Below are 23,036 nucleotides of genomic sequence, written 5' to 3'. Positions count from 1 at the left end.
ATACTAAAAAGGCCCTGTTGTGGGCCTTTTTACTGCTTTTCAATTCATATAAAAATGCCGGTGATTCACTATGAACCACCGGCACTCTATATTTCTTTGTGCTCTTCCTATTATAGAAGATTTCGAGCAGCTTCAATTACCACTTTAATTGAACGCGCTTCTGTTTCTTTTAGCGTTGCGTGATCTGGGATTTCTTTTTGAGTACGGTTGATAATTACACCCGCAACACAACCTGCACGTAAACCAGAGCTTGCACACATAGTTAATAACGTCGCTGATTCCATTTCAAAGTTCAATACGCCCATGTCTTGCCATTCTTGCATTGAGCCTTGGAAGCGCTTAACAACACGACCAGAGAACGTGTCGTAACGCTCTTGACCCGGGTAGAAGGTATCACTTGATGCTGTTACACCTGTGTGTACATTTGCACCTTGGTCAACTACCGCTTTACGCATTGCAGTTGCAACGTCAAAGTCAGCAACTGCAGGGAATTCCATTGGAGCAAAGTGAAGACTCGCACCATCTAAACGAACTGAACCTGTAGTAACAATCATATCACCTACATTCACATGAGGTTGAATTGCACCAGTTGTACCTACACGTAGGAAAGTACGAACACCTAGTTGAGCAAGTTCTTCAACCGCAATCGATGTTGATGGACCACCAATACCTGTAGAACATACCACAATCTTCTTGCCATCTAGCTCAGCTAGGTACACTGTGTATTCACGGTGGCTTGCTAAAAACTTAGGGTTTTCCATTTGTTCTGCGATTTTCTGAACGCGTGCTGGATCACCTGGGATGATCGCCATTTCTGCACCTTGAAGATCTTCTTTTGTTACGCCTAAATGGAATACTGCTGCTGTCATGGTTAGCTCCTTGCGGTTTTGTAGGGCCGCGTTAATTAAATTAGTTATATTTGATTTGATGAAGTTACTTTACCCAATTAAATGACGGCTTTATGTGACAAAGACCTCAAATGACATGCTTTCATATTACATTCTTGCAAAGAAAATCGATTGGCATCACATAAAAATAGAAAAGCGCTCATAATACGAGCGCTTTAATTTGAGTTACTTCACTAAATTCATTTGTATATTATTACTCTTTCTCTTTAAAGCGTAATAAACGAAGTGCATTTAAAGTAACGAGAGCTGTTGCGCCGCTATCTGCTAATACCGCAACCCATAAACCGGTAATACCAAACAAGCTAGTCACTAAGAAGACAGCTTTTAAACCAAGCGCTAAGGTAATGTTCTGACGAATATTGCTTAGTGTTGCTTTTGATAGTGCCACCATTGGTGCAAGCTCTTCTAAGCGGTTATGCGTTAACGCAGCATCTGCTGTTTCAAGAGCAACATCGGTTCCCCCTCCCATCGCTATACCAATAGATGCGGTTTTCATTGCTGGTGCATCGTTAATGCCATCACCTACCATTGCCGTTTTCGCATTAGCGGTTAATTGCTCAACATACTTCACTTTATCTGAAGGTAATAAACCTGCTTTATAGTCAATATTTAACTCCGCAGCGATGGCTTTTGCTGCTCGCTCATTATCACCAGTAAGCATGATTGGTTTAATTCCTAATTTAACCAACTTTTCCACAGCCATTTTAGCATCAGGGCGGAGTTCATCACGCCATGCTAATAATCCAGAGATCTGCTCATTAATCAGAACCAGAACAACTGTTTTACCTTGCTGCTCTAAGAAGGCGATTTGGCTTTCAATTTCAGGAATAACTTCACCATCAAATTGTTGAGGTGCATACAATTCAATATGTTGATCGTTAACCGTTCCTTTAATACCTTTACCAACAACCGTCTCACGATTATCTGCTTCAATAACCGTTAGCCCCTGCTCTTGCGCTCTAACTACAACAGCTCTTGCTAGCGGATGCGATGAGCCCATCTCTACCGCAGCTGATTGAAGTAAAATACTTTCTTCCGTTTCGGTTTCAGTTAATACTCGGATATCGGTTAAAACTGGTTTTCCTTGTGTTAATGTGCCTGTTTTATCAAATGCGATATTTTGGATATGACCTAACTCTTCTAGAGCTGCGCCACCTTTAATTAATGCACCACGTTTTGCCGCCGTTGCTAAACCAGAAGTAATCGCTGCAGGCGTAGAAATCACTAACGCACAGGGACAGGCAATCAATAGCATAGCTAAACCACGATAAATCCATGTATCCCATGACTGACCAAACATCAGTGGTGGAATAATGATAACCAATAACGACAGCACCATCATTGCCGGAGTATACCAACGGCTAAATTTATCAAGGAAACGCTCTAGTGGTGCTTTACGTGATTCTGCTTCTTCTATTAGGTGAAGGATACGGTCAATGGCATTTTCACCTTGAGCTGAAGTAATCTGAATTTCAATAACGCGATCATTAACAATAGAACCAGCCATCAATGGGTCATTTGCCTTTTTATCAACAGGTACTGATTCACCTGTTAAGGCACTTTCATCAAACGAAGCAAACTCTGAAAGTAAAATTGCATCCGCAGCTAATCGGTCACCAGGACTCACCTGCACACGATCACCCACATTTAATTCTGATGCTGGTACTTCTTCTTTGGTTCCATCACTATTAATTCGTAATGCCGTATCTGGCACTAAATCCATTAATGCTTTAACACCACTTCTTGCTTTCGCTGATGCGTAGCCTTCTAATTGTTCACCTAACATAAACAATAAAATGACCATTGCTGCTTCAACGGTTTCACCTAGATATACTGCCCCAATAGCAGCAACCGTCATTAAGGTTTCAATTGAAAATGGTGAACCATTTTTTGCCAAGCGAATGGCTTTACGGCCAATAGGAATCAACCCAAACAGACCGGCAACAGTAAATGCAATAGTACCAAGCTCTTTGTTTACTATATTAATGCCTGTAGCAATCACTAAAAAAGCAACCAATAGCAATAACAATGCGTTCTTTTTCCAAAATGGTTGAGCCACATTTTCTGATACATTTTTTGTATTCATATCCGTTAGTGGAAAGCCTGTTGTTCTAGCAACACTTTCAACCACATCAAATACTGATTCATCTTTTGTTCTTACTGTAAGTTTTTCTGTTGCAAAAACAACATTCGCATCAACTACATCTGGAATGGCAAGAATGGCTTTTTTTAGTTTTGCCGCGCAACTTGGGCAATCCATCTCAGAAATTAACCAGCTACGAGATAACGTACCTTTCTCGGATACTTGAGGAATGACAACTAAGGGGTCTGATTCTCCAGGATCTGAGCCGCAACATGAATCAGAACTCGTTGGTTTATCAACGCCGCTGCAACAATCCGTAGTAGCACTTTCTGCTTTGATAGTTGATATTTTTGGCGTTGCACAACATGAGCTTGATGGGTTGTGCTTATGATCATGGCTGTGTGTCGATTTATGAGTAGTACACATGAGATATTCCTTTGTTAAATGTTAGGTTTGAATTCACTCTCACCATTAACTATAAACCTTAGAGTTAACTCCAAGGTCAAGGATATTTTTTCTATCAGAAACAAAAAAGACACCGAAGTGTCTTTTTGTAAGAAGAGATGAAACTAAAGATTAAACGGGGTGTTTAAAACAGTGACCTATTGATTCACTAATAGCCTGAAGAACATTGCGACGAGTAATAATTCCAACTAACTTACCACCTTCAACCACAGGGTAAATCTTTGGTTTGTTTTCTGTCATCGTCTGAGCCAAATCAACAATCGCATCATCAGGTGTAACGGTTAACACTTCGGTCTTCATTACATCTGCAACAACATGTGTATCTTGACAGTGATAACTCACACCTAATAATGACTTAATTAAATCTTGCTCAGAAATAAACCCAATAACCTCACGTTGCTCGTTAACAACTGGACCACCAATATGTTGTGAAGTAATAAATTGATCTAACGCCGCTGCTAATGACATATCCGCTGTCAAATATAGAGGTCGTACACTCATGTATTGTTTTACTTTTTTATTTTCCATTATAGCCCCCTAACGTGCTATCGCTTACTTCGATAACTTAAGTGTGGACTATTTTTGGAAAATTGCTAAATCGCTCTTTCCTATCTCTGTGATGGATAAAACCTATTGAGCAAAAAAGAAGTAGAAAATTATGCACTACCTAACAAAACATCGATCAATATTTTCTTGTTTTGTTCAACAGAAGACATTACGTTTTCATACCCAGCAGTGTTATTTGTACGCTCCATTCTATGAATAATAGCTAGACACTGTTTGATATTTTCAGGGTTTCTCATTAAGTTCTTACCCTTCAACGTTAAAGTAAGAAGCATATAGTTCAAATCTGATGAATACGGATACGTTTGTCCTATTTTGATCAATTGAAGTCTATTCTCATCTGCGGATTTTTGTGCTCTGAGCCACTGATACACTTTATTTAATTTTTGGAAATGTACCATTGATTGTTGCAGTAATTGTGGTGAGTTCTTTTTTAGATTCGCTTGATCAAACACTTTATATAAAGCGACACACAGCTTCACTTCACCAGCCATAGCTAAAACGCCAAATGTAGCCACACGAAATTCATCTGATGCGACTTTACGCTCGGATAAAAAACGATGATAACAAGTTGCTGCAATTGCTTTTGCTTTATAACGCTTACCTTGTTTAAACAATTGTCGCGCTATAAAAATATTAATATAACCTTGCAATTCATCACGCTTATCCATGGATACTCGTTTTTTCAACGTTATAACTAATTGACCAAAAAATCGTCGATATTTTTCTTTATTAAACTGATGATTCGATTTATATACTGTATCGGCAATATCCAATATCATTTTGTTTAATGTTACTGGTGTAATACCAATATGATAAAAACGTTTCATTATCATGTTATGAATAAGAGTATGCTCATTATTCTCGATGATAAAAGTTAAATAAGAATAGAAAGCACTGTCACTTTTTGGGTTATTTTCAAACGCTTTTGATAGAGATGCTTGCTGCTTACTTTTTTGTTTTGCTTCTTCATATATTTCAGCCAACATTAAATTAGCTTTAAATAAGTATTTTTTAGAACGCAATAACAATTCTAAAACGGGTATCGCTTTTGGTTTTTCAACCATTTGGCAATACGCCATTAAATTTTGTGGCATGATTTCGCTTTTATCATGACGTTGATATACCTTTTTGAACGTCATAAAGTCTTTCGCTTTATAAAGTTCTTCTAAGGTCATGTTCAACAGCATTCTATTTTTGTACATACCTGTAAACGTCTGCGCTCTTTTTATAAAAGCCGCTTGTGATCCTTTAACTTCTGCGATTAACTTTTCTATTAATAACGTTAAGTTAAATGATTTCTTTATTAGTTCATCAATATAACCGTAATTGATAGGACTATTAACAATAAAATCAGGGAACAATTCTCTCGCATTTAAATCATCGACTTGAGAATCTTCATTCTCAATATCAACGATAAAAATAGGACGCTTACCAAACTTAGCTTTCGCTCGAGCATTATCAACAATTTCAGCAATAACTTCATGCGATGAGTAATGATACTCAATGAAATAATAATCATAGACAGGTAGATCTGATGCTTTCATGCCAAGATTAAAATTATCCGCACTTTTAAAACCCGCTTTTTGAAAAAATTGACGAATTTGAGTGCTGCGTTCACGTTTTTCAGTAAACACCAAAACATTCATTTGCGGAATACGTCTAATTAATTCGGCACTGCTCATTTATATTACAACTCTAATGAAAACAACAAACACAATATACCAACCTGTAAAAATCAACTTATATTAGTTTTAACAAACACAACACAGTTCGTTTGCATTTAACTCATTACAGGAATTTCGCGCTACTTTACCACAAAATAGCGCGAAATTAGATCATTATATGTTAGTCAGTAGCGCTTGTAATGGATGCTTTAATTGCTGCCCTTCAAATCGCTTAACCTGACTACGGCATGAATAACCTGTAATCAAGCAACGTTCCTTATCCAAACTAGCTAGATTTCCTTTCCAACTTAATTCATAGATTGCTTTGGATGAAGCCAATTTGTCAGCCTCGTGTCCATAAGTTCCTGCCATGCCACAACAGCCAACAGGAACCGTATTTAATCGTAAACCAAAATGACCAAAAATTGCCCCCCACTCCTTTTCAGCGTTCGGCAATTTTGTTTTTTCAGTACAATGGGCAAATAATTGCCAAGCTCTGGTATCAAATACCGTAGCCTTCTCAAACGAGGATAAGCGAGGGTGCAACCACTCATGTACAGTTAATACCGTAAAATCACCGCGTTTATCGGCCAATATCTCATTATATTCATCTCGATAACAAAGAACTAAAGCAGGATCCACGCCAACCATTGGAATATTAAGCTTAGCAACTTGATTTAAAAACTCACTGCTTGTTTTTGCGGTAGAAGAAAACTGTTTTAAAAAGCCTTTTATATGTTGTGCTTTACCATTCGGTTTAAATGGCAAAAGTACCGGTTTTAATCCTAGTCGTTGTATTAATTCAATAAAATCACTAACCACTTCTGCATCGTAATAACTGGTGAATGGGTCTTGAACAATTAATACATACTTCTGGCGTTCTTTATCAGTTAGCTCACTTAACCTCTTAAGATTAAACTCAGTCATATCATTTCTTTTACAACGCTCTTTTAATGTAGGAACAGATAAAAGAGGCATGTCGACATAGCCTAGTGTTTTCTTTGTGATATTTTGTGTTATTGATTGCTTTAAAACACCATTAATTAGTTTTGGCGCTTTAGCCATTAACGGCAACATGGTTTCAATATTTGCAACCATATAATCTTTCATTGGACGCTGATAACGACTGTAATAGATATTTAAAAATCGCGACCTAAAACTCGGTACATCCACTTTTATTGGACATTGACTCGCACACGCTTTACAAGCTAAACAGCCCATCATCGCTTCATGAACTTCATGAGAATAATCGTATTCTCTTTCTTTATTTAAAGTGTTTTTAATTCTATCAATAATCTGTTTAATCGATGGACGTTTAGTTAATAGCTCTTTTTCTAATTCAATCGGGTCCACACCTTGCTCAGAAAGTTGGCGTAACCATTCTCGAACTAACCCAGCTCGACCTTTTGGTGAGTGACGTCGATCAGCCGTTACTTTCATTGATGGGCACATTGGCGAACTGGTTTCATAGTTAAAACAGAGACCATTCCCATTGCATTCCATTGCTTGATTAAAACTGTCTCTTACTTCTACAGGTATTTGGCGATCATAAAATCCACGCTTAGTTCCACTCACTTTAACTAGCTCATCAGAACTTTCAAGAGGCGTACAAATTTTTCCTGGATTCATCTTATTGTATGGGTCAAACGCCGTTTTTACTCGACGCAATTCCGTGAATAGTTCTTCACCAAAGAACTCTGGACCATATTCAGATCGGAAACCCTTACCGTGCTCTCCCCACATTAAACCGCCATATTTAGAGACTAAAGCCACAACTTGATCTGAAATAGTATGCATCAATGCTTCTTGTTCAGGGTCACACATATCCAATGCTGGACGCACATGCAGAACCCCTGCATCTACATGACCAAACATGCCATAATTTAATTTGTGTGAGTCGAGCAGTTCTCTAAATTCTTGGATAAAGTCGGCTAAATTTTCAGGTGGCACACAAGTATCTTCTGCGAAAGCGACTGGTTTTGCCGCTCCCTTTGTCGCCCCAAGCAGTCCTACCGCTTTTTTGCGCATCGTATATATTTTTCCGATACTTGCTACATCACTTGTTACTTGATAACCAATGATTCCTGCCGTTCCCGAATGCTGCAATGCTTCTAACTTTTCAATTAAAGTATTAACTTGCTGCTGTACCTCATCAAGATTGGCTCCAGCAAATTCCACCATATTTAGACCAAGCATTTCTTTATCTGGAACATCGGTGATCAGATCGCTCACCGTATGCCAAACAATATCCTGCTTTGCAAAATTAAGAACACGTGAATCAATGGTTTCTACAGAAAGCGCATTCGCATCTACCATAAATGGTGCATTTCTTAATGCCGCATCAAAGCTGTCATATTTAACATTAATTAACGTTCGAGCTTTAGGTATAGGGGTAATATTCACCTTCGCTTCTGTTAAAAAAGCAAGCGAGCCCTCTGCTCCACATAAAACACGAGTAATATCGAATTCATCATTAGTGGTATCTAAGGCATTTTTTAAATCATACCCAGTCAAGAATCGATTTAATGGCGGAAATTTATCTTCTATTTTCTGGCGATTATCTCTACATACTTTAGCCGTAATATCTAAAACCTTACGTATTTTCTCCGGCTGTTTATCATCATCAAGTTCCGTATTTAAGCATTCTCCGTTTGCTAAAATAGCAGTAACAGCCAGAATATGATCTGATGTTTTTCCGTATTTAAGCGAGCCTTGACCAGAAGCATCGGTATTGATCATTCCACCAATAGTTGCTCGGTTACTGGTTGATAAATCAGGAGAGAAGAAAAAGCCATGAGGTCGAAGTGCATCATTTAATTGATCTTTAATTAAACCTGTTTGGACTCTCGCCCACCCTTCCTCAATATTAATCTCTAATACCTGGTTCATATGACGAGAAAGATCAACAACAATTCCTTGCGTTAAAGATTGTCCATTTGTCCCCGTACCTCCACCACGTGGAGAAAACTGAATAGTTCGATACTCTTCTTTACTTGCCAAGGTCGTTAGACACTCGACATCTTTTGTTGTCTTTGGAAGTAAAACGGCTTGCGGCAATTGTTGGTAAACACTGTTATCTGTTGCAACAGCTAAACGACTCGAATATGTCGTTTCTATATCACCACTAAAATCAGTACGGCTTAATTGCTCTAAATAATCTACAACTTTTGGATCAATCGTAGATTGAAATTGTAACGCTGGTAACATTGCTCCATGCTCCTTAACTCGCTGATCCCTCAGCTCTATAATGTTGTTCTATACACACTTTACAACATCTCGATTGGATAAAACATCCGGTATATGCTATATCCGATAAATATTTGCCGCTTTAAAGGCACATATTTTGCTTTGATAATTATTATCTGTGACATTTTTAATAGAGAACGCTATGAAACCAGCAATAAGAAAATCAAAAATAATTACGACGGACGATATCCTATTAACCTTATGTCGCTCAATGTCAGGAGTGTTAAGTAAAGCTACTCAAAGCTCTGTGACCTATTCTGCTATGGTACAAAAGATCACTAAAACAAGTTTAAAACCAGATTTTGGCTGTTTTGTTTTATTTGATGGTGGTTTTTCTGGCCTTGTTGTAACTAACTTCACTAAAGACGCTGCATTAGAACTATATACAAAATACATGCGTAATATGGGCATGCCAGCTGAAGAATTAGCGATTTTACATACTTCTGATGAAGTGGGTGACGTACTAGGTGAGCTAATGAATCAAATCGTTGGTGATTTCACAGGTCAAATCCGTAAAACACTGCAAACAACGATTTCACAAAACCAACCTAAAATGTTGTCTTTAAACAAACAAGTAATCTTGTCTGTTGATACCAATCTAGATCGTCCTCAAGCTCGTCGAGTGACCTTCACTACTGAAAATAATCACATTTTCTATCTTGAATTAGCGATGGATAAGACTGAATTTATTCAATTAGAAGAGTTTGAACAAGAAGATGAATTCGATGCTGACGATCTATTAGATCAACATCGTTCAAGTAAAAAAGAAGAGAAGAAGCAGGAATCTAATCAGGATTTTGATGACTCTTTATTTGATGAGCTAGGCATTTGATAAATTAGGTATTTAATACCAACCTACATAAATATTTCATCCTTCCAAATAGAAAACAGCCAATAATTGATATTGGCTGTTTTTTTACTTACAAAACTAAACTACACCTAGTAATACTGAAACATCTTTTGAATTTCTTTGTAGTTTTCCGTCTCAGTTAGCGACAACATCAATAAAATTCGAGCTTTTTGAGGGTTCAATGTACCTGACGCAACAAAACCGTATTTCGCATCATCTATTTCAGCATCAAGCGTTGTTGAACCTGAACCTGTGCGAGCACTACGTACAACCACCACCCCTTCTTTGCTTGCTTTAGCTAACTCATCAAACACCGTATGATAAATATTACCGTTACCAACACCTGCACTCACGATACCATCAAACTTCGCATCAACCATTGCAGTCACAGGCAACGCTGTAGCATTGGCATAATTGTATACAATACCGACTTTAGGTAACGTCTTTAGCTTAGATACATCAAATTCAGCTTCAGTTGTATGCTTACGTTCAGGGCTACGTTGATATTGGACATCGCCATTATGAATATAACCTAGCGGACCAAAGTTCGGTGATTGAAAGGTATTTACAGACGTTGTATTGGTTTTAGTTACGTCACGAGCATCAAATACAGTATCGTTCATTGCGACTAATACACCACGCCCAGCAGAATCTTTATCCGTTGCTGCTACAACCGCATTGTATAAATTAACTGGACCATCAGCACTCATTGCCGTTGATGGACGCATTGCGCCAACCAAAATTACAGGCTTATCACTTTTAACAGTAAGGTCTAGGAAATAAGCGGTTTCTTCCATCGTATCTGTGCCATGAGTAATCACAACACCATCAACATCATCTTGAGCTAATAACTCATTTACACGCTTTGATAATGTTAGCCATACCTCATCATTCATATCTTGAGAACCGATACTTACGACTTGTTCACCACTAATATCCGCAATTTCTGTCATTTGAGGTACAGCATGAATCAAAGAATCGACTCCAACTTTACCAGATGTATAGCTAGAACCCGTTGCGGATTGACCTGCGCCAGCAATAGTACCGCCAGTCGCTAAGATTTTAATATTTGGTAAATCATCAGCAAGACTGATTGAGCTAAAGCAAAGACCAGAAAGCAACATACCTACTGCAATGGCATTCTTTTTCATGTTAGTACTCCATTATAAAAACAATTAATTACGAGAAAATAAAATTGCACATTTTGATTTAATTCATCATATTTGCTTTTAATTAATGTACCGTGATAACAATCACAACTATCATATCCACACAGAGCAATATTAGATTTAATTTTTGAAAATCAAAAATTTACAAACACAATAAACCACAAATCACACATTCGGAAACATGGTAATTACATAGTGATCTGCATCATTAAAATACACATTAACGCCTGAACTTTCCTACTTATCATTTCACTCTATTTCTTTCAAAACCTAGCAGAGAAAGGTAGAATATCGCCCCCGAAAAAAAGAAAGGTAAAGTCATGTCATCAACAAAGCAAAAGGCCCTTAAAAAGATAGCTAAATGTCTTGAGCTCGGTAATTCAGCAAATGTGAATGAAGCCGCTCAAGCCATAAAAATGGCTCATCGCCTTATGCTTAAGTATGGCCTTGAAAAAGATGACATCGAATTTATCAAGATGGGTAAGACACAAAGTATCCATCTGCTTCCTGCTAATGTAGGCAGCAATATATTAAAAATCATCCGTGGTATTAATACCCGTTTTGGTGTCGAAGCCGTATTACTTAATCATAAAGGCTTAAAGAAAGTTGAATTCATCGGCTCGGCAGATCGTGCTATTTTTGCAGCTTTCGCATTTGACATCGTTTATCGTGAAATGAATGAACAAACGGGACAATTTAAAAACAGCTTTGCAGGAACGGGCACAGGACAGTTAGAAGTCACTAAACGTGTAAATTCATTTTTAGCAGGCTGGATTGAAGGTGCATTAGAAAAATTACCTGTGATCGCCCCTGATGAAGACTCAGCAAACAAAATTAATGACTACATTGATAAAGAATTCAAAAATATAGACCGCGAAACGTTTAAACAGCAATTAAAAGAGGCGATGGCTAATATTACTGCTGATTACGAAAAAGGTTTAAAGAAAGGTCGAACTATTTCAGTTAACCGCCCTGTCGCAGGTGCGCAAGCTCCAAAACTTCTGAAGTAATACTTTGGTAGCAAATTTGTTAAAAAGTTGATGTTGCTTTGATTTAAATCAAACGAATGCTCTAGATTGCACGATACCTTTAAGTTGTTAAGCAAATGTTGCAAGGAGCAATTATGACATTACTAAGAAACCCAAAATGCTATACGGATGTGTGTATTGATGGAAAGTGGTACCACTATGATCACTGTGGTACCCAAGTTTATATGCTAAAAGGCGGAGCTGAAGCGTTTTTTGAATTAGATTCAGAGCCCGTAACTGAAAATGAATTAATTGAACAAATTAAGCAGTTTGGCTAATTTTCAAATTAATCGCATCGTGGCAACAACGAATTGTCTGTAATAGAAAAGGAGTCTGACTTTTGTTACAGGCAACTTGATTGATCGATAACAACATACTTCCAGAACTTAAATTCAATGCATCAGATTCAAGCTGAGACGCAGGAATAATCCCTACCTCGATCTCATGTTTTTCCGAATCATATTCAAAGCTATTCAATAATTGAGTTAGTACGTCCGTTTGTTCGTCATGACTTAATAATGTCGTCATTTCCTCTGGAATATATCGGTACTGAACCGCCACCCTTCTTCCATCAATATGGATAAGAGAAACTTGTTGTTTGACGTAAGAAAATGGAGACAACTTTAAAACGGTCAGCATTTCTTTTGTTGCTAACAATCGATGAGAAGAAAGCGCCTCAATTCGGCAGTTTCTTTTCTGCTCCTTACACGCCTCCGCAATATCAATACATTGCATAGGATTAAACATTAGCTTAGCCGTTGATACAAACCAGCCTCTACGCTCTTCTTTGTATATTCTACCTGATAAGGCTAAATGATTCAGGGCTTCACGTAGTGTAATGCGTGTTGTAGAAAATGTTTCAGCTAGCGTTCTTTCTGAAGGCAACTTTTGTCCAGCCTCAAACATGCCAGTATCAATTTGCTCTTCTATTGCATCTTTAATCGTTAAATACTGCATTAATAAACCTATAATGTAGGAACATATACATCATTTGCTAAATAATGCTGAATATTTGAATCACTGAATAATTGGCCTTTTTTCACTAAAATGGTCACTCGGATGTTTTCAGCGTTTGCTTTATCCAAATAATCCGCCATCTCTTTTTCAGAGCGAATATAAATACGTTCCGCATCACGACGGCAAAGCTCAATGAATTCAGCAGGACAACTTTCAAAAGCAATAACCCATTCTGCTTGCTGCATTAATCGCAGTGCTTTTAGAGTCAGCATTTCAGTATCCGAATTATACTCAATCCAATTCCGTTCAGACTTAATTTGAACATCAGTCGTTAATGCTTGTTGAAATAATTCTTCTAATTCATTTCGAGTATTTATCTTCTCGATTTCGGGCAATCGCAAAAAGGTTTCCCAAAATTTTCTTCTCTCATCAACAGTTTTAAAATGCTGTTTAATAAGATTTCGCTTATCAGCACCAAAGTCCGCTAACATGGAAACTTTTGTTGATAACTGAGTTTCAAGCTGTTCTCTAATAATTCGGATCAATACCGGAGATGCTCCACCACTTGAAATAGCGACCTGAACACGACCTCGATTGACCATTGATGGCGTTATAAAATCACAATATTCCGTATCATCAACAACATTCACCGGAACGCCAACGTCATGCGCATCAGCATGTACTTGGTGATTTAAATCTGAATTGTCTGTTGTTGCCCATACTTGTACATAATCATTACTTAATAAGTTTTTATGATAAAAACCCTTTATATATTCAAGCTTCCCTTCTTCTACGTACTTCATTAAATAAGCTTTAATTGATGGTGCGACAACGGTAATACTTGCCTCAGCTTGCAGCAACATATCTATCTTACGACAGGCTACTTCACCACCACCAACAACCAATACTGGTCGCTTTTTAATATCCATAAACATGGGAAAATATCTCATTACAATCCGCTTCCTTAATATCTCTTTGAATATACAGCTTTAATATACCTTGATTTTAAAAAATAAGGTATGCATTCAGTAAACCATGATTGTTTAGTTAACACATTCAAAATCCATAGCAATTAACAATTTTACAACAAATACACTCATTAGACCTGATCACTATGACCATATAAAATCAAAAAAGCAGTGTTTATCACCAATAAACATAAAAATAAACCGATAGATCAACTGGTTTTTACATTATCTTGAATTTCACAAATTGTTAACCTTTAGTTATCTTTAAATACAGTTGCTTAAAAAATAAAGCAATCGTTCTATCTAACGGCTAACTCAACACAATAGATTGAGATAAGCCAGCTAAATTACGCACAACAAGGAAGAACACAGATGAAATTTAAAACAAATACACTGTTTGCTGCTATTGCTACTTCTGCGGCACTTTTATCGGCTCCAGCACTCGCTGCAAGTGGAACATTAGAAAAAGTTCAAAAAAATGGATATTTACAATGTGGTGTGAGTACTGGTTTACCTGGTTTTTCAAACCCTAACTCAAAAGGTGAATGGGAAGGTATCGACGTTGAATTCTGTCAAGCCGTCGCTGCTGCCGTACTAGGTGATAAATCTAAAGTAAAATACGTACCTTTAACAGCCAAAGAGCGATTTACAGCTCTACAGTCAGGCGAGATTGATGTGCTTTCTCGTAACACTACATGGACTTTACACCGAGACACTTCTTTAGGCCTAAATTTTGTCGGTGTAAATTACTATGATGGTCAAGGCTTCATGGTGAAGAAAGAACTTGGATTAACGAGTGCAAAAGAGCTTGATGGCGCATCGGTTTGTGTTCAATCAGGTACAACTACCGAGTTAAACCTTGCTGACTACTTCCGTAATAATAATATGGAATACAAGCCTGTGGTTTTTGATACTGCAGCACAAACATCTAAAGGTTTTGATGCTGGACGTTGTGATGTCCTTACTACAGACCAATCCGGTCTCTATGCCCTACGCCTTAATTTAAAAGACCCTAAAACCGCTCAAGTTTTACCAGAAATAATCTCAAAAGAACCCTTAGGTCCGGTAGTTCGCCAAGGGGATGATCAATGGTTCAACATTAATAAATGGGTTTTAAATGCCATGATCAATGCTGAAGAATACGGTATCAGCTCTAAAAACGCTGACCAAATGCTGAAATCAAAAGATCCTAACATTAAACGTATTCTTGGTGTTGATGGACCAAAAGGCAAAGGATTGGGAATTCGTGACGATTGGGGATACCAAGTAGTGAAACAAGTGGGCAACTATGGTGAAAGTTTTGAACGTACCGTAGGTGAAGGTTCTCCATTACAAATCTCTCGTGGCGTCAATGCACTTTGGAATGCCGGTGGCTTTATGTATGCGGCACCCATTCGTTAATCAACTCATAGTCTAATTATAAATATAAAAACACAATTTATGGGGTGAGTCTTCACCCCTTTTAATAAATGGATTTAAGGTTGTAGTTGTATGTCATCTAAAAATAAAAACATCTTATATAATCCAACATTTCGTGCGATTTTATTTCAAGTGATAGCCGTTGCTGCACTTGTCTTTTTCTTTTACACCATAGTTAACAATGCATTATCCAATTTAGAATCTCGTGGTATCGCAACTGGCCTTGGCTTTTTAGATCAAGAAGCCGGCTTTGGTATCGGTCTTTCTTTAGTGGAGTACGATGAAACATACAGTTATGGTCGCACTTTTGTTGTCGGATTATTAAACACCGCTCTTGTGTCTGTTCTCGGTATTTTATTTGCTACCGTTTTGGGCTTTACTATTGGTATCGCACGACTCTCAAGTAACTGGCTAGTTAGTCGATGTGCCGCAGTTTATATTGAGACTTTCCGAAATATCCCTCTTTTATTACAAATTTTCTTTTGGTATTTCGCCGTCTTACAAGCGCTTCCCTCTCCTAGACAAAGTTTGAGTTTAGGTGAAAGTGTCTTTTTAAACGTTCGTGGTTTATTTTTTCCAAGCCCTATTTTCGAAGAAGGTTCGAACTTAATTGGTATCGCTGTTATTACTGCGATTGTATTTATTTTATTCTTATCAAAATGGGCAAAAAACAAACAACGCCTAACAGGGCAACAAACACCGGTATTACGTTACTCTCTTCTTGCTCTGTTTGGTTTACCCACTTTAGCCTATTTTATTTCTGGAATGCCAATATCTATTGAATATCCAGAATTAAAAGGATTCAACTTCCGTGGTGGTATTAGCATCATTCCTGAATTAGCGGCATTGGTCGTTGCTCTTAGTGTATATACCGCCTCTTTTATTGCTGAAATTGTTCGTTCGGGTATCAATGCCGTGAGCCATGGTCAAACAGAAGCAGCGATAGCACTTGGTTTACCAAGAAAACGTACCCTTAAATTGGTCGTTATCCCGCAAGCGATGCGAATCATCATTCCACCTCTAACGAGCCAATATTTAAATTTAACTAAAAACTCCTCCCTTGCAATGGCAATTGGTTATCCTGATCTGGTTTCTGTTTTTGCAGGAACAACATTAAACCAAACAGGACAAGCCATTGAGATCATCACAATGACCATGGCGGTGTATCTAACACTAAGCCTATTAACCTCATTTTTGATGAATATTTACAACAGCAAAGTGGCATTGGTTGAGAGGTAATTATGAGTACACATCAATTTCAGCCAGATTTACCACCACCAGCTAATACCGTTGGTGCAGTAACTTGGCTTAAAAAACATTTATTTAATGGCCCAATTAACTCCATTCTAACTCTTATTATCGCTTACCTTGCAATCATCGGGTTATGGAATGTGATTTCTTGGGGCTTAATTAATGCTGATTGGATTGGCACAACCCGTGATGCCTGTTCTAGTGAAGGCGCTTGTTGGGTGATGATAAGCGTTCGCTGGGACCAATTCATGTATGGTTTTTATCCTAATGATGAATTGTGGCGTCCACAGCTATTTTATGGGTTATTAGCAATTTTCGTTGCACTACTAGCTTATGAACACACACCAAAGAAATTTGCGATTTGGTTAGTTTTTGTAAATATTTTTCCTATCTTTGCAGCCTTTCTTCTTTATGGCGGTGTTTTTGGCTTACCGGTTGTAGACACTCACTTATGGGGCGGATTACTAATAACTCTCGTAATTGCCATTGTAGGTATTGTCGTTTCTCTTCCTATTGGTGTTGCACTGGCACTTGGTCGACGTTCAGAAATGCCTATCATTCGAAGTATGTGTACGGTGTATATCGAAATCTGGCGTGGTGTACCACTCATTACCGTGCTTTTCATGGCTTCTGTGATGCTTCCGCTATTTTTATCAGAGGGAATGGAACTAGATAAACTCTTTAGAGCATTAATTGGTGTTGTTCTATTTAGTGCCGCTTACATGGCAGAAGTTGTCAGAGGTGGGTTACAAGCGATTCCAAAAGGCCAATACGAGGCTGCAGACGCACTTGGTTTAGGATACTGGAAAAAGATGCGTTTAATCATTTTGCCGCAAGCATTGAAAATTACGATCCCTTCCATTGTGAATACCTTTATCGGTCTATTTAAGGATACCAGTCTGGTTCTTATTATCGGTATGTTTGATGTGCTAGGTATTGGCCAAGCCGCAAACACCGACCCTGAATGGCTTGGGTTTTCAACAGAAAGTTATGTCTTCGTCGCTTTGGTTTTCTGGGTGTTCTGTTTCTCTATGTCGAGATACTCCATCTACTTAGAAAATAAACTTCATACAGGTCACAAGCGATAATTAACAGAATTCAAGGAAGTAGCAATTATGGAAAATCAACAAGATTATATGATCCAACTAGAAGACATGAACAAATGGTATGGTCAATTTCATGTTTTAAAAAACATTAACTTAAAGGTTAAAAAAGGCGAAAAGATCGTTATTTGTGGACCTTCTGGTTCTGGAAAATCAACAATGATCCGCTGTATTAACCGATTAGAAGAGCACCAAAGAGGACACATCTTTGTTTCTGGTACAGAATTAACAGAAGATCTTAAGAACATTGAAGCGGTAAGAAAAGAAGTTGGAATGTGTTTTCAACACTTTAATCTCTTCCCTCATCTAACGGTGCTAGAAAACTGTACTCTCGCACCTATTTGGGTGAAGAAAATGCCAAAAGCAGAGGCTGAAGCTCTAGCAATGCAATATCTTGAGCGTGTAAAGATACCAGATCAAGCAGATAAATACCCCGGGCAACTCTCTGGTGGACAACAACAGCGTGTTGCTATCGCCCGATCATTATGTATGAATCCACAAGTGATGCTATTTGATGAACCAACATCAGCACTTGACCCTGAAATGGTTCGAGAAGTATTAGATGTAATGGTTGAGCTAGCAAGTGAAGGCATGACAATGCTGTGTGTTACACACGAGATGGGCTTTGCTAAAGAAGTGGCAGATAGAGTGATATTTATGGATGCCGGTGAGATCATAGAAGAGAATAATCCTGTCGATTTCTTTGAAAACCCACAATCAGATCGAACTCAATTGTTCTTAAGTCAGATCTTGCATCATTAACTTTTAAATACTAAATCCTCAAGTTAAAGCAGTGATCGTTTGATTACTGCTTTTTGTTACAGATGCTTACAAACTACATCTGCTAAGTTAATGTACTGATGTAAAATGGTTTCCAGCTCAATTAATTCAAACCGAAAGTCAATTCTATCTTGATTTTTGGAACTATAAGCGCCATAACTGTCTATATAATTATGTCAGTACATTCCAAGGGGAATACGATGAATAATCAAATGTTCAGCCAAACTCATACACAAGAGTCGGCTCTACAAACTAACAAAGTATTACGTAATACTTATTTCTTATTATCAATGACACTACTTTGGTCTGCGGTAGTTGCTGGTGTTTCAATGGCAATGAACCTACCTCGCCCGGGTATTATCATCATGCTTGTTGGCTTCTACGGCCTACTTTTCTTAACGGAAAAGAACCGTAACAACAACATGGGTCTTGTATTTACGTTCTTATTTACAGGCTTCTTAGGCTACACCATTGGTCCAATCCTTAACATGTACATTGGTGCAGGTATGGGTGATGTGATCTTAACTGCACTTGGTGGTACTGCGCTTTCTTTCATGGCAGCATCTGCTTATGCACTAACAACTAAGCGTGACCTATCGTTCCTTAACGGTGTGTTACTGGCTGGTTTTGTTGTTCTATTAATTGGTATGGTAGCGAACATCTTCCTACAAATGCCATTATTACACCTAGCTATGAGCGGTATGTTTATCCTGTTCTCAACGGGTGCAATCTTGCTAACAACACAATCAATCATTCGTGGTGGTGAAACAAACTACATCTCAGCAACGATTACGTTGTATGTTTCTATCTACAATATCTTCATCAGCCTACTAAGCATTCTTGGTATCATGCGTGATGATTAATCGATAATATCGAATAAAAAAAATGCCAGTCAATCGACTGGCATTTTTGTATCTAAGGTTTCTATTATTGTACCAATCACAGAAACTGGGTATTAATTCACATACATAGCACATTCATCATCAATATCTTCTGGTGGGAAATAATTTTCTCTCACGTAGAATTTATTTAGTAACTTAATCACTGAATGTTTCTTTACTGGTTTTTCTTCCATCAAACCATGCAGCTTTCTCGCTACATTTTGAATGCTTAATAAGTTCTCTAAAGGCAGTATTGCTTCTAGCTCATTCTTTAAATCATGTGCATCTTCATTATGGTTCGCTACCGCTAAATAAGCCCAAATATAAGCAACTGCATTATGCGATGAAGATACCTTTTGGTTATATTGAGCCGCTCTATATTGTGATTCAGGCGCTTTAAGCTCACCACCACGTTCTGCCCAGTAAATTGCCTTATAAACGTTTTTCTGCGTCCCTATTCCATGGTAATAACAAGAGCTTACTGTTGTCATTGCCTTAGGATCGTCTTGATAAGCCGCTTTTAACATCCAATAAAACCCTTCAGGATGTCCATCTTGTTGCTTTTGATACCATTGCGCCAAAAACAGCTGAGACTCTAAATGATTTTGCAGTGCCAACTTTGTAATTGTTTTCGTCCCAAGCTCTATATTTTTCTCACACCCAGAGCCTGTGAGGTACAACTTACCTAGAGTTAAAGATGCACTGATATCACCTTGGCTATCACCCAGTCTAGCCGCCCAATAATCAGACTTTTCTGTTGCTTCAGGGTCATCATAATTATCATCATATAAGCGCACTAGAGCATAAAAGGCTTGTTGGCTATTTTGTTCTGCCGCTTTCAAGTACCACTTAATCGCTCCATTTTGATCGACCAATTCAAGATCAGCACCTAAAGCTAGCTGAGCTGTAATATTTCCGTTTTTCGCTCGTTGAATTTTGTCCTTTTTATCCGCTTCGTCATCAAACGGAGCAACGGGAGATTTATGACTACTTTGTTGATTTTGTCGAATCGTTAACTTTTTTTTCTTTTCTGTAGTTTGGAAGTGTAAAACCATCAAAACGAGGCACACAACACTACCGAAAAATAAGAACCAATACATATCTATATCATCGAAAAAGGAATACGTTTTTTTGAGGCCTTATTCTAATGATTTTTGTTCTGAATGAGAACGAATACCTGTCGACAAAATGGTAATTAAGGCCACTTTTTACAAAAAAATGCGACAAATTTAAATAAACAAAACATATTCGTTTTTTATTCAATATTCCTAGCTTTGTGACTGGTTTTTTTCAATAAGTTAGCTAAGGTATAATTAAAATTATTATTTATTTGGTTAGTATGAAAGAACTCTATCGTTACGTTTTATTTACTTTTTTGTTGATATTCTCTCAGCTCAGTTTTGCCAATTGGGATCTCATTGATAATCAACCAATAGAGATTAGCGCTCAAGCGACAAATATTGAGGCGGATATTCGTGCACTTCCTGAACAGCATTTTTTTTCCAATAACGATTATGCTCAAGTAAAACGTCTGCTTTCCACTACTATTCTGCAGCAAAAAAAGCATGCTGCGAGTCTTAAAGAGGCATTAACGGCTTATCGAAATGACAGCAGTAATGAAAACTGGATAGCTGTAGAAAACGTTCACCAATCTCTTACTTCACTAAACCTAAGTAAAGAACAATTGCTTAAACTAACGGACACCACAACACGAGAGCAATTAACTGGTTTTGGCCCTTATGGTGTAACTCAATTTTACTCTGAATTGTCGATTACCCAACTTAATATTGAATATTATCTCCATTACCAAATTCGTAGCTTTAAAAGCTTATTAAAAGATTTAACTATTTCACCAGTTCCTATTATTAGTGTCATTTTTAAAGTCCTTTTTGTGTTCTTTATTTTTAGTTGGTGGATGAAAAACAGCACTCGACTTATTAATGATTTCAAAACATCAAAACTAGAAAATACTACAAGTAAACCGAATTTCTTTATCAGAACGATTTGGTATTTAACTCGTGCACATAAAGCAATTGCTTGGTTATTATTAATCACGGTAACGTTACGAATTGTATCTACATTACCGAGCTTACAGCATTTAATATTCTTAGAAATATTCACTTGGTGGATTTTAGGTGGTTCTATTGCCGTCAGCCTTATTCTTGAATTTATTTATCGTAATAGTAAGCACAATAAAAAAGAGATTATCGCTTTGCGACTCTCAACCATCCGTCACTATGTTTGGGGGATAATTGTTGCTGGCGTTATTTTGCAAATATCATCACGTACATTAGGACAAGGAACGATCTATGCGTGGATAAATTCTCTGGTTTATTTATTTTTTATACTTCTTACTATTCATACATTAAGAAAATGGAAACCAACGGTTTTCGAAAGAATCGAGCGTGTCGAACCTGTTCCGATATCGATCCAATGGGCAATACGAAATAAAAATACCTTTTTAATCTCAATTGCTGCTACCGCTTGTGGTGCTGCTTGGTTATCTTGGCGTGCGCTTCAACATTCGATCATTGCTTTATTATCGCAATATGCCGCTTTTAGCCACGCTTTAGCCTACCTATTTAGAATTGAAGTTGCCAAACAAACCGAAGTAGCACGTGAGCAATCCAATCTTGTTCGTGTTAAAGGTACGGCAGCTTTTGATTACATTGCTCCTGGTTCTGAAGATTCAGAGCTTATTGAAGACTATGCTAAAGATGAAATGTCCGCTCTTTCACGTTACTTATTAACCGAAAGTCCTGCGGTATGCGTGCTATCTGGTGAACGTGGTGTAGGTACAACTACCCTTCTTAATCGTATTTTAAATAAAGTAAAAAACGCGACACCGATTTATATTAATTGCCCATACGATGGCTATTCTGCTTTGCTTCCTGAGCTGGCAAAACAATTAGGGCTAGATGAAGAATCAAGTGAGCGTGATATTCTTCAATACCTACGTAACAGCGATACTTGTTATCTGCTTGCATTTGATAGTGCGCAACGGTTAGTAAAACCCAAAGTGAATGGCTTAGCCGATTTAATGAAGCTGACTAATTTATTGCGCCGAGCTCGTAAAAGTCACCGAGTGGTACTGGCTATTGAAAAATCGTGCTGGCGCTTTATTGATCGCGCTCGTGGTGAACGATTACTATTTGATTTAGTCACTTTTATGCCTAAATGGGATGAAAAGCAAATTGGCCAATTATTAGAATCGCGAATTACGTTATCTGAAAACCAACCAACGATTTCATTTGATGGTTTAGTACTACCAAGACAGTGGGATGAAGAGAACTTAACCGAAGAAGAACGAGCGAGAAATGGATTCTATCGTATTCTTTGGGATTACTCTGATGGTAACCCTACGGTAGCTCTTCGCTTCTTTAGACTATCACTTCACCGTGATAAAGACACTGATGCAATTTTGGTTCGTTTATTTAGAGCGCCACACTCTGATGATTTAGAAACCATGCCAAAACCTATGTTGGCGGTGCTTAGATCAATTGTACAGTTGGAGGTCGCCTCTCCTGCCGATGTATGTGATTGTAGCCGCTTAAGTATGGCTGAAGTTATCAGTACACTTCGTTATTTCCAAAGTCGTGGCTACATTGAATGGAGTGATGATAAAGCAAGGATCTCCGATCACTGGTTCCGTCACATTACTAATGTTCTTCATCGTCAACATTTATTGGTGAAATAA

18 protein-coding genes are annotated in these 23,036 nt (G+C 37.8%); 9 read left to right on the top strand and 9 right to left on the bottom strand.

The features are described 5' to 3' along the window. Positions 1 to 110 precede the first annotated feature (110 nt). From udp to HC728_RS09295, 5 genes are all read right to left on the bottom strand, one after another. Positions 111 to 869: a uridine phosphorylase gene (gene udp, locus HC728_RS09315; protein WP_005419708.1), complete on the bottom strand. Its 759-nt coding sequence runs from the start codon at positions 867 to 869 to the stop codon at positions 111 to 113. A 232-nt stretch (positions 870 to 1,101) separates the two neighbouring features. Further along, the gene (locus tag HC728_RS09310) at positions 1,102 to 3,417 is read right to left on the bottom strand and encodes a zinc/cadmium/mercury/lead-transporting ATPase (protein ID WP_190395343.1); all 2,316 of its coding nucleotides are present in this window, start codon (positions 3,415 to 3,417) and stop codon (positions 1,102 to 1,104) included. 150 nt (positions 3,418 to 3,567) lie between these two features. After that, positions 3,568 to 3,984, bottom strand: coding sequence for a CBS domain-containing protein (locus tag HC728_RS09305; protein WP_005419725.1), 417 nt, complete (start codon positions 3,982 to 3,984; stop codon positions 3,568 to 3,570). A gap of 128 nt (positions 3,985 to 4,112) precedes the next feature. Then, positions 4,113 to 5,705 carry a hypothetical protein gene (locus HC728_RS09300; RefSeq protein ID WP_012533327.1) on the bottom strand — a complete coding sequence of 531 codons (1,593 nt, stop codon included), beginning with the start codon at positions 5,703 to 5,705 and terminating at the stop codon, positions 4,113 to 4,115. Between the two features lie 156 nt (positions 5,706 to 5,861). After that, positions 5,862 to 8,894 carry an FAD-binding and (Fe-S)-binding domain-containing protein gene (locus HC728_RS09295; RefSeq protein WP_190395342.1) on the bottom strand — a complete coding sequence of 1,011 codons (3,033 nt, stop codon included), beginning with the start codon at positions 8,892 to 8,894 and terminating at the stop codon, positions 5,862 to 5,864. 181 nt (positions 8,895 to 9,075) lie between these two features. On the opposite strand from HC728_RS09295, the gene HC728_RS09290 reads away from it, so the two are divergent. Next, positions 9,076 to 9,765: a DUF3334 family protein gene (locus tag HC728_RS09290; protein ID WP_012533529.1), complete on the top strand. Its 690-nt coding sequence runs from the start codon at positions 9,076 to 9,078 to the stop codon at positions 9,763 to 9,765. A gap of 107 nt (positions 9,766 to 9,872) precedes the next feature. Here the strand turns inward: HC728_RS09290 and ansB are convergent, their stop codons facing one another. Next, on the bottom strand, positions 9,873 to 10,934 hold the full coding sequence (gene ansB, locus HC728_RS09285) for an L-asparaginase 2 (RefSeq protein ID WP_005419732.1): 1,062 nt from the start codon (positions 10,932 to 10,934) through the stop codon (positions 9,873 to 9,875). Between the two features lie 338 nt (positions 10,935 to 11,272). Between ansB and HC728_RS09280 the strand changes: the two genes are divergently transcribed. Together HC728_RS09280 and HC728_RS09275 are read left to right on the top strand one after the other, a co-directional pair. Continuing rightward, complete coding sequence (locus HC728_RS09280) at positions 11,273 to 11,962, top strand: DUF2786 domain-containing protein (protein ID WP_005419733.1); 690 nt, start codon at positions 11,273 to 11,275, stop codon at positions 11,960 to 11,962. Positions 11,963 to 12,075: 113 nt separating this feature from the next. Then, a complete protein-coding gene (locus tag HC728_RS09275; RefSeq protein ID WP_005419734.1) occupies positions 12,076 to 12,258 on the top strand; it encodes a hypothetical protein in 183 nt (60 codons plus the stop codon). On the opposite strand, the gene HC728_RS09270 is transcribed toward HC728_RS09275, so the two are convergent. Together HC728_RS09270 and HC728_RS09265 are read right to left on the bottom strand one after the other, a co-directional pair. Beyond that, positions 12,242 to 12,937 (bottom strand): GntR family transcriptional regulator, encoded by a 696-nt coding sequence (locus HC728_RS09270; RefSeq protein WP_005419735.1) that lies wholly within the window; start codon positions 12,935 to 12,937, stop codon positions 12,242 to 12,244. The two genes, HC728_RS09275 and HC728_RS09270, sit on opposite strands and share 17 nt — an antisense overlap. An 8-nt stretch (positions 12,938 to 12,945) precedes the next feature. Next, positions 12,946 to 13,887: a bifunctional precorrin-2 dehydrogenase/sirohydrochlorin ferrochelatase gene (locus HC728_RS09265; RefSeq protein WP_026029244.1), complete on the bottom strand. Its 942-nt coding sequence runs from the start codon at positions 13,885 to 13,887 to the stop codon at positions 12,946 to 12,948. A gap of 390 nt (positions 13,888 to 14,277) precedes the next feature. Here HC728_RS09265 and HC728_RS09260 point away from each other — a divergent pair, with 390 nt between their 5' ends. From HC728_RS09260 to HC728_RS09240, 5 genes are all read left to right on the top strand, one after another. Then, on the top strand, positions 14,278 to 15,306 hold the full coding sequence (locus tag HC728_RS09260) for an amino acid ABC transporter substrate-binding protein (RefSeq protein WP_017018548.1): 1,029 nt from the start codon (positions 14,278 to 14,280) through the stop codon (positions 15,304 to 15,306). A gap of 90 nt (positions 15,307 to 15,396) precedes the next feature. Beyond that, entirely contained in the window at positions 15,397 to 16,563 is a 1,167-nt protein-coding gene (locus tag HC728_RS09255) for an amino acid ABC transporter permease (RefSeq protein ID WP_017018547.1), read from the top strand. A gap of 2 nt (positions 16,564 to 16,565) precedes the next feature. Further along, positions 16,566 to 17,663, top strand: coding sequence for an amino acid ABC transporter permease (locus HC728_RS09250; RefSeq protein WP_017018546.1), 1,098 nt, complete (start codon positions 16,566 to 16,568; stop codon positions 17,661 to 17,663). A 27-nt stretch (positions 17,664 to 17,690) separates the two neighbouring features. Further along, on the top strand, positions 17,691 to 18,440 hold the full coding sequence (locus HC728_RS09245; protein WP_011262110.1) for an amino acid ABC transporter ATP-binding protein: 750 nt from the start codon (positions 17,691 to 17,693) through the stop codon (positions 18,438 to 18,440). A 218-nt stretch (positions 18,441 to 18,658) separates the two neighbouring features. Further along, the gene (locus HC728_RS09240) at positions 18,659 to 19,321 is read left to right on the top strand and encodes a Bax inhibitor-1/YccA family protein (protein ID WP_005419742.1); all 663 of its coding nucleotides are present in this window, start codon (positions 18,659 to 18,661) and stop codon (positions 19,319 to 19,321) included. 92 nt (positions 19,322 to 19,413) lie between these two features. On the opposite strand, the gene HC728_RS09235 is transcribed toward HC728_RS09240, so the two are convergent. Next, entirely contained in the window at positions 19,414 to 20,439 is a 1,026-nt protein-coding gene (locus HC728_RS09235; RefSeq protein ID WP_017018545.1) for a tetratricopeptide repeat protein, read from the bottom strand. 239 nt (positions 20,440 to 20,678) lie between these two features. On the opposite strand from HC728_RS09235, the gene HC728_RS09230 reads away from it, so the two are divergent. Continuing rightward, positions 20,679 to 23,036 (top strand): ATP-binding protein, encoded by a 2,358-nt coding sequence (locus HC728_RS09230; protein WP_017018544.1) that lies wholly within the window; start codon positions 20,679 to 20,681, stop codon positions 23,034 to 23,036.

It is taken from the genome of Aliivibrio sp. S10_S31 (assembly GCF_014694495.1).
Classification (GTDB): domain Bacteria; phylum Pseudomonadota; class Gammaproteobacteria; order Enterobacterales; family Vibrionaceae; genus Aliivibrio; species Aliivibrio fischeri.
This window is presented reverse-complemented; position numbering and strand designations above follow the sequence as displayed.

What these genes read in the sequence shown, in the direction of transcription:
- udp (WP_005419708.1), bottom strand. Translation starts at nt 869, where the DNA reads ATGACAGCAGCAGTATTCCATTTAGGCGTAACAAAAGAAGATCTTCAA.
- HC728_RS09310 (WP_190395343.1), bottom strand. Translation starts at nt 3,417, where the DNA reads ATGTGTACTACTCATAAATCGACACACAGCCATGATCATAAGCACAAC.
- HC728_RS09305 (WP_005419725.1), bottom strand. Translation starts at nt 3,984, where the DNA reads ATGGAAAATAAAAAAGTAAAACAATACATGAGTGTACGACCTCTATAT.
- HC728_RS09300 (WP_012533327.1), bottom strand. Translation starts at nt 5,705, where the DNA reads ATGAGCAGTGCCGAATTAATTAGACGTATTCCGCAAATGAATGTTTTG.
- HC728_RS09295 (WP_190395342.1), bottom strand. Translation starts at nt 8,894, where the DNA reads ATGTTACCAGCGTTACAATTTCAATCTACGATTGATCCAAAAGTTGTA.
- HC728_RS09290 (WP_012533529.1), top strand. Translation starts at nt 9,076, where the DNA reads ATGAAACCAGCAATAAGAAAATCAAAAATAATTACGACGGACGATATC.
- ansB (WP_005419732.1), bottom strand. Translation starts at nt 10,934, where the DNA reads ATGAAAAAGAATGCCATTGCAGTAGGTATGTTGCTTTCTGGTCTTTGC.
- HC728_RS09280 (WP_005419733.1), top strand. Translation starts at nt 11,273, where the DNA reads ATGTCATCAACAAAGCAAAAGGCCCTTAAAAAGATAGCTAAATGTCTT.
- HC728_RS09275 (WP_005419734.1), top strand. Translation starts at nt 12,076, where the DNA reads ATGACATTACTAAGAAACCCAAAATGCTATACGGATGTGTGTATTGAT.
- HC728_RS09270 (WP_005419735.1), bottom strand. Translation starts at nt 12,937, where the DNA reads ATGCAGTATTTAACGATTAAAGATGCAATAGAAGAGCAAATTGATACT.
- HC728_RS09265 (WP_026029244.1), bottom strand. Translation starts at nt 13,887, where the DNA reads ATGAGATATTTTCCCATGTTTATGGATATTAAAAAGCGACCAGTATTG.
- HC728_RS09260 (WP_017018548.1), top strand. Translation starts at nt 14,278, where the DNA reads ATGAAATTTAAAACAAATACACTGTTTGCTGCTATTGCTACTTCTGCG.
- HC728_RS09255 (WP_017018547.1), top strand. Translation starts at nt 15,397, where the DNA reads ATGTCATCTAAAAATAAAAACATCTTATATAATCCAACATTTCGTGCG.
- HC728_RS09250 (WP_017018546.1), top strand. Translation starts at nt 16,566, where the DNA reads ATGAGTACACATCAATTTCAGCCAGATTTACCACCACCAGCTAATACC.
- HC728_RS09245 (WP_011262110.1), top strand. Translation starts at nt 17,691, where the DNA reads ATGGAAAATCAACAAGATTATATGATCCAACTAGAAGACATGAACAAA.
- HC728_RS09240 (WP_005419742.1), top strand. Translation starts at nt 18,659, where the DNA reads ATGAATAATCAAATGTTCAGCCAAACTCATACACAAGAGTCGGCTCTA.
- HC728_RS09235 (WP_017018545.1), bottom strand. Translation starts at nt 20,439, where the DNA reads ATGTATTGGTTCTTATTTTTCGGTAGTGTTGTGTGCCTCGTTTTGATG.
- HC728_RS09230 (WP_017018544.1), top strand. Translation starts at nt 20,679, where the DNA reads ATGAAAGAACTCTATCGTTACGTTTTATTTACTTTTTTGTTGATATTC.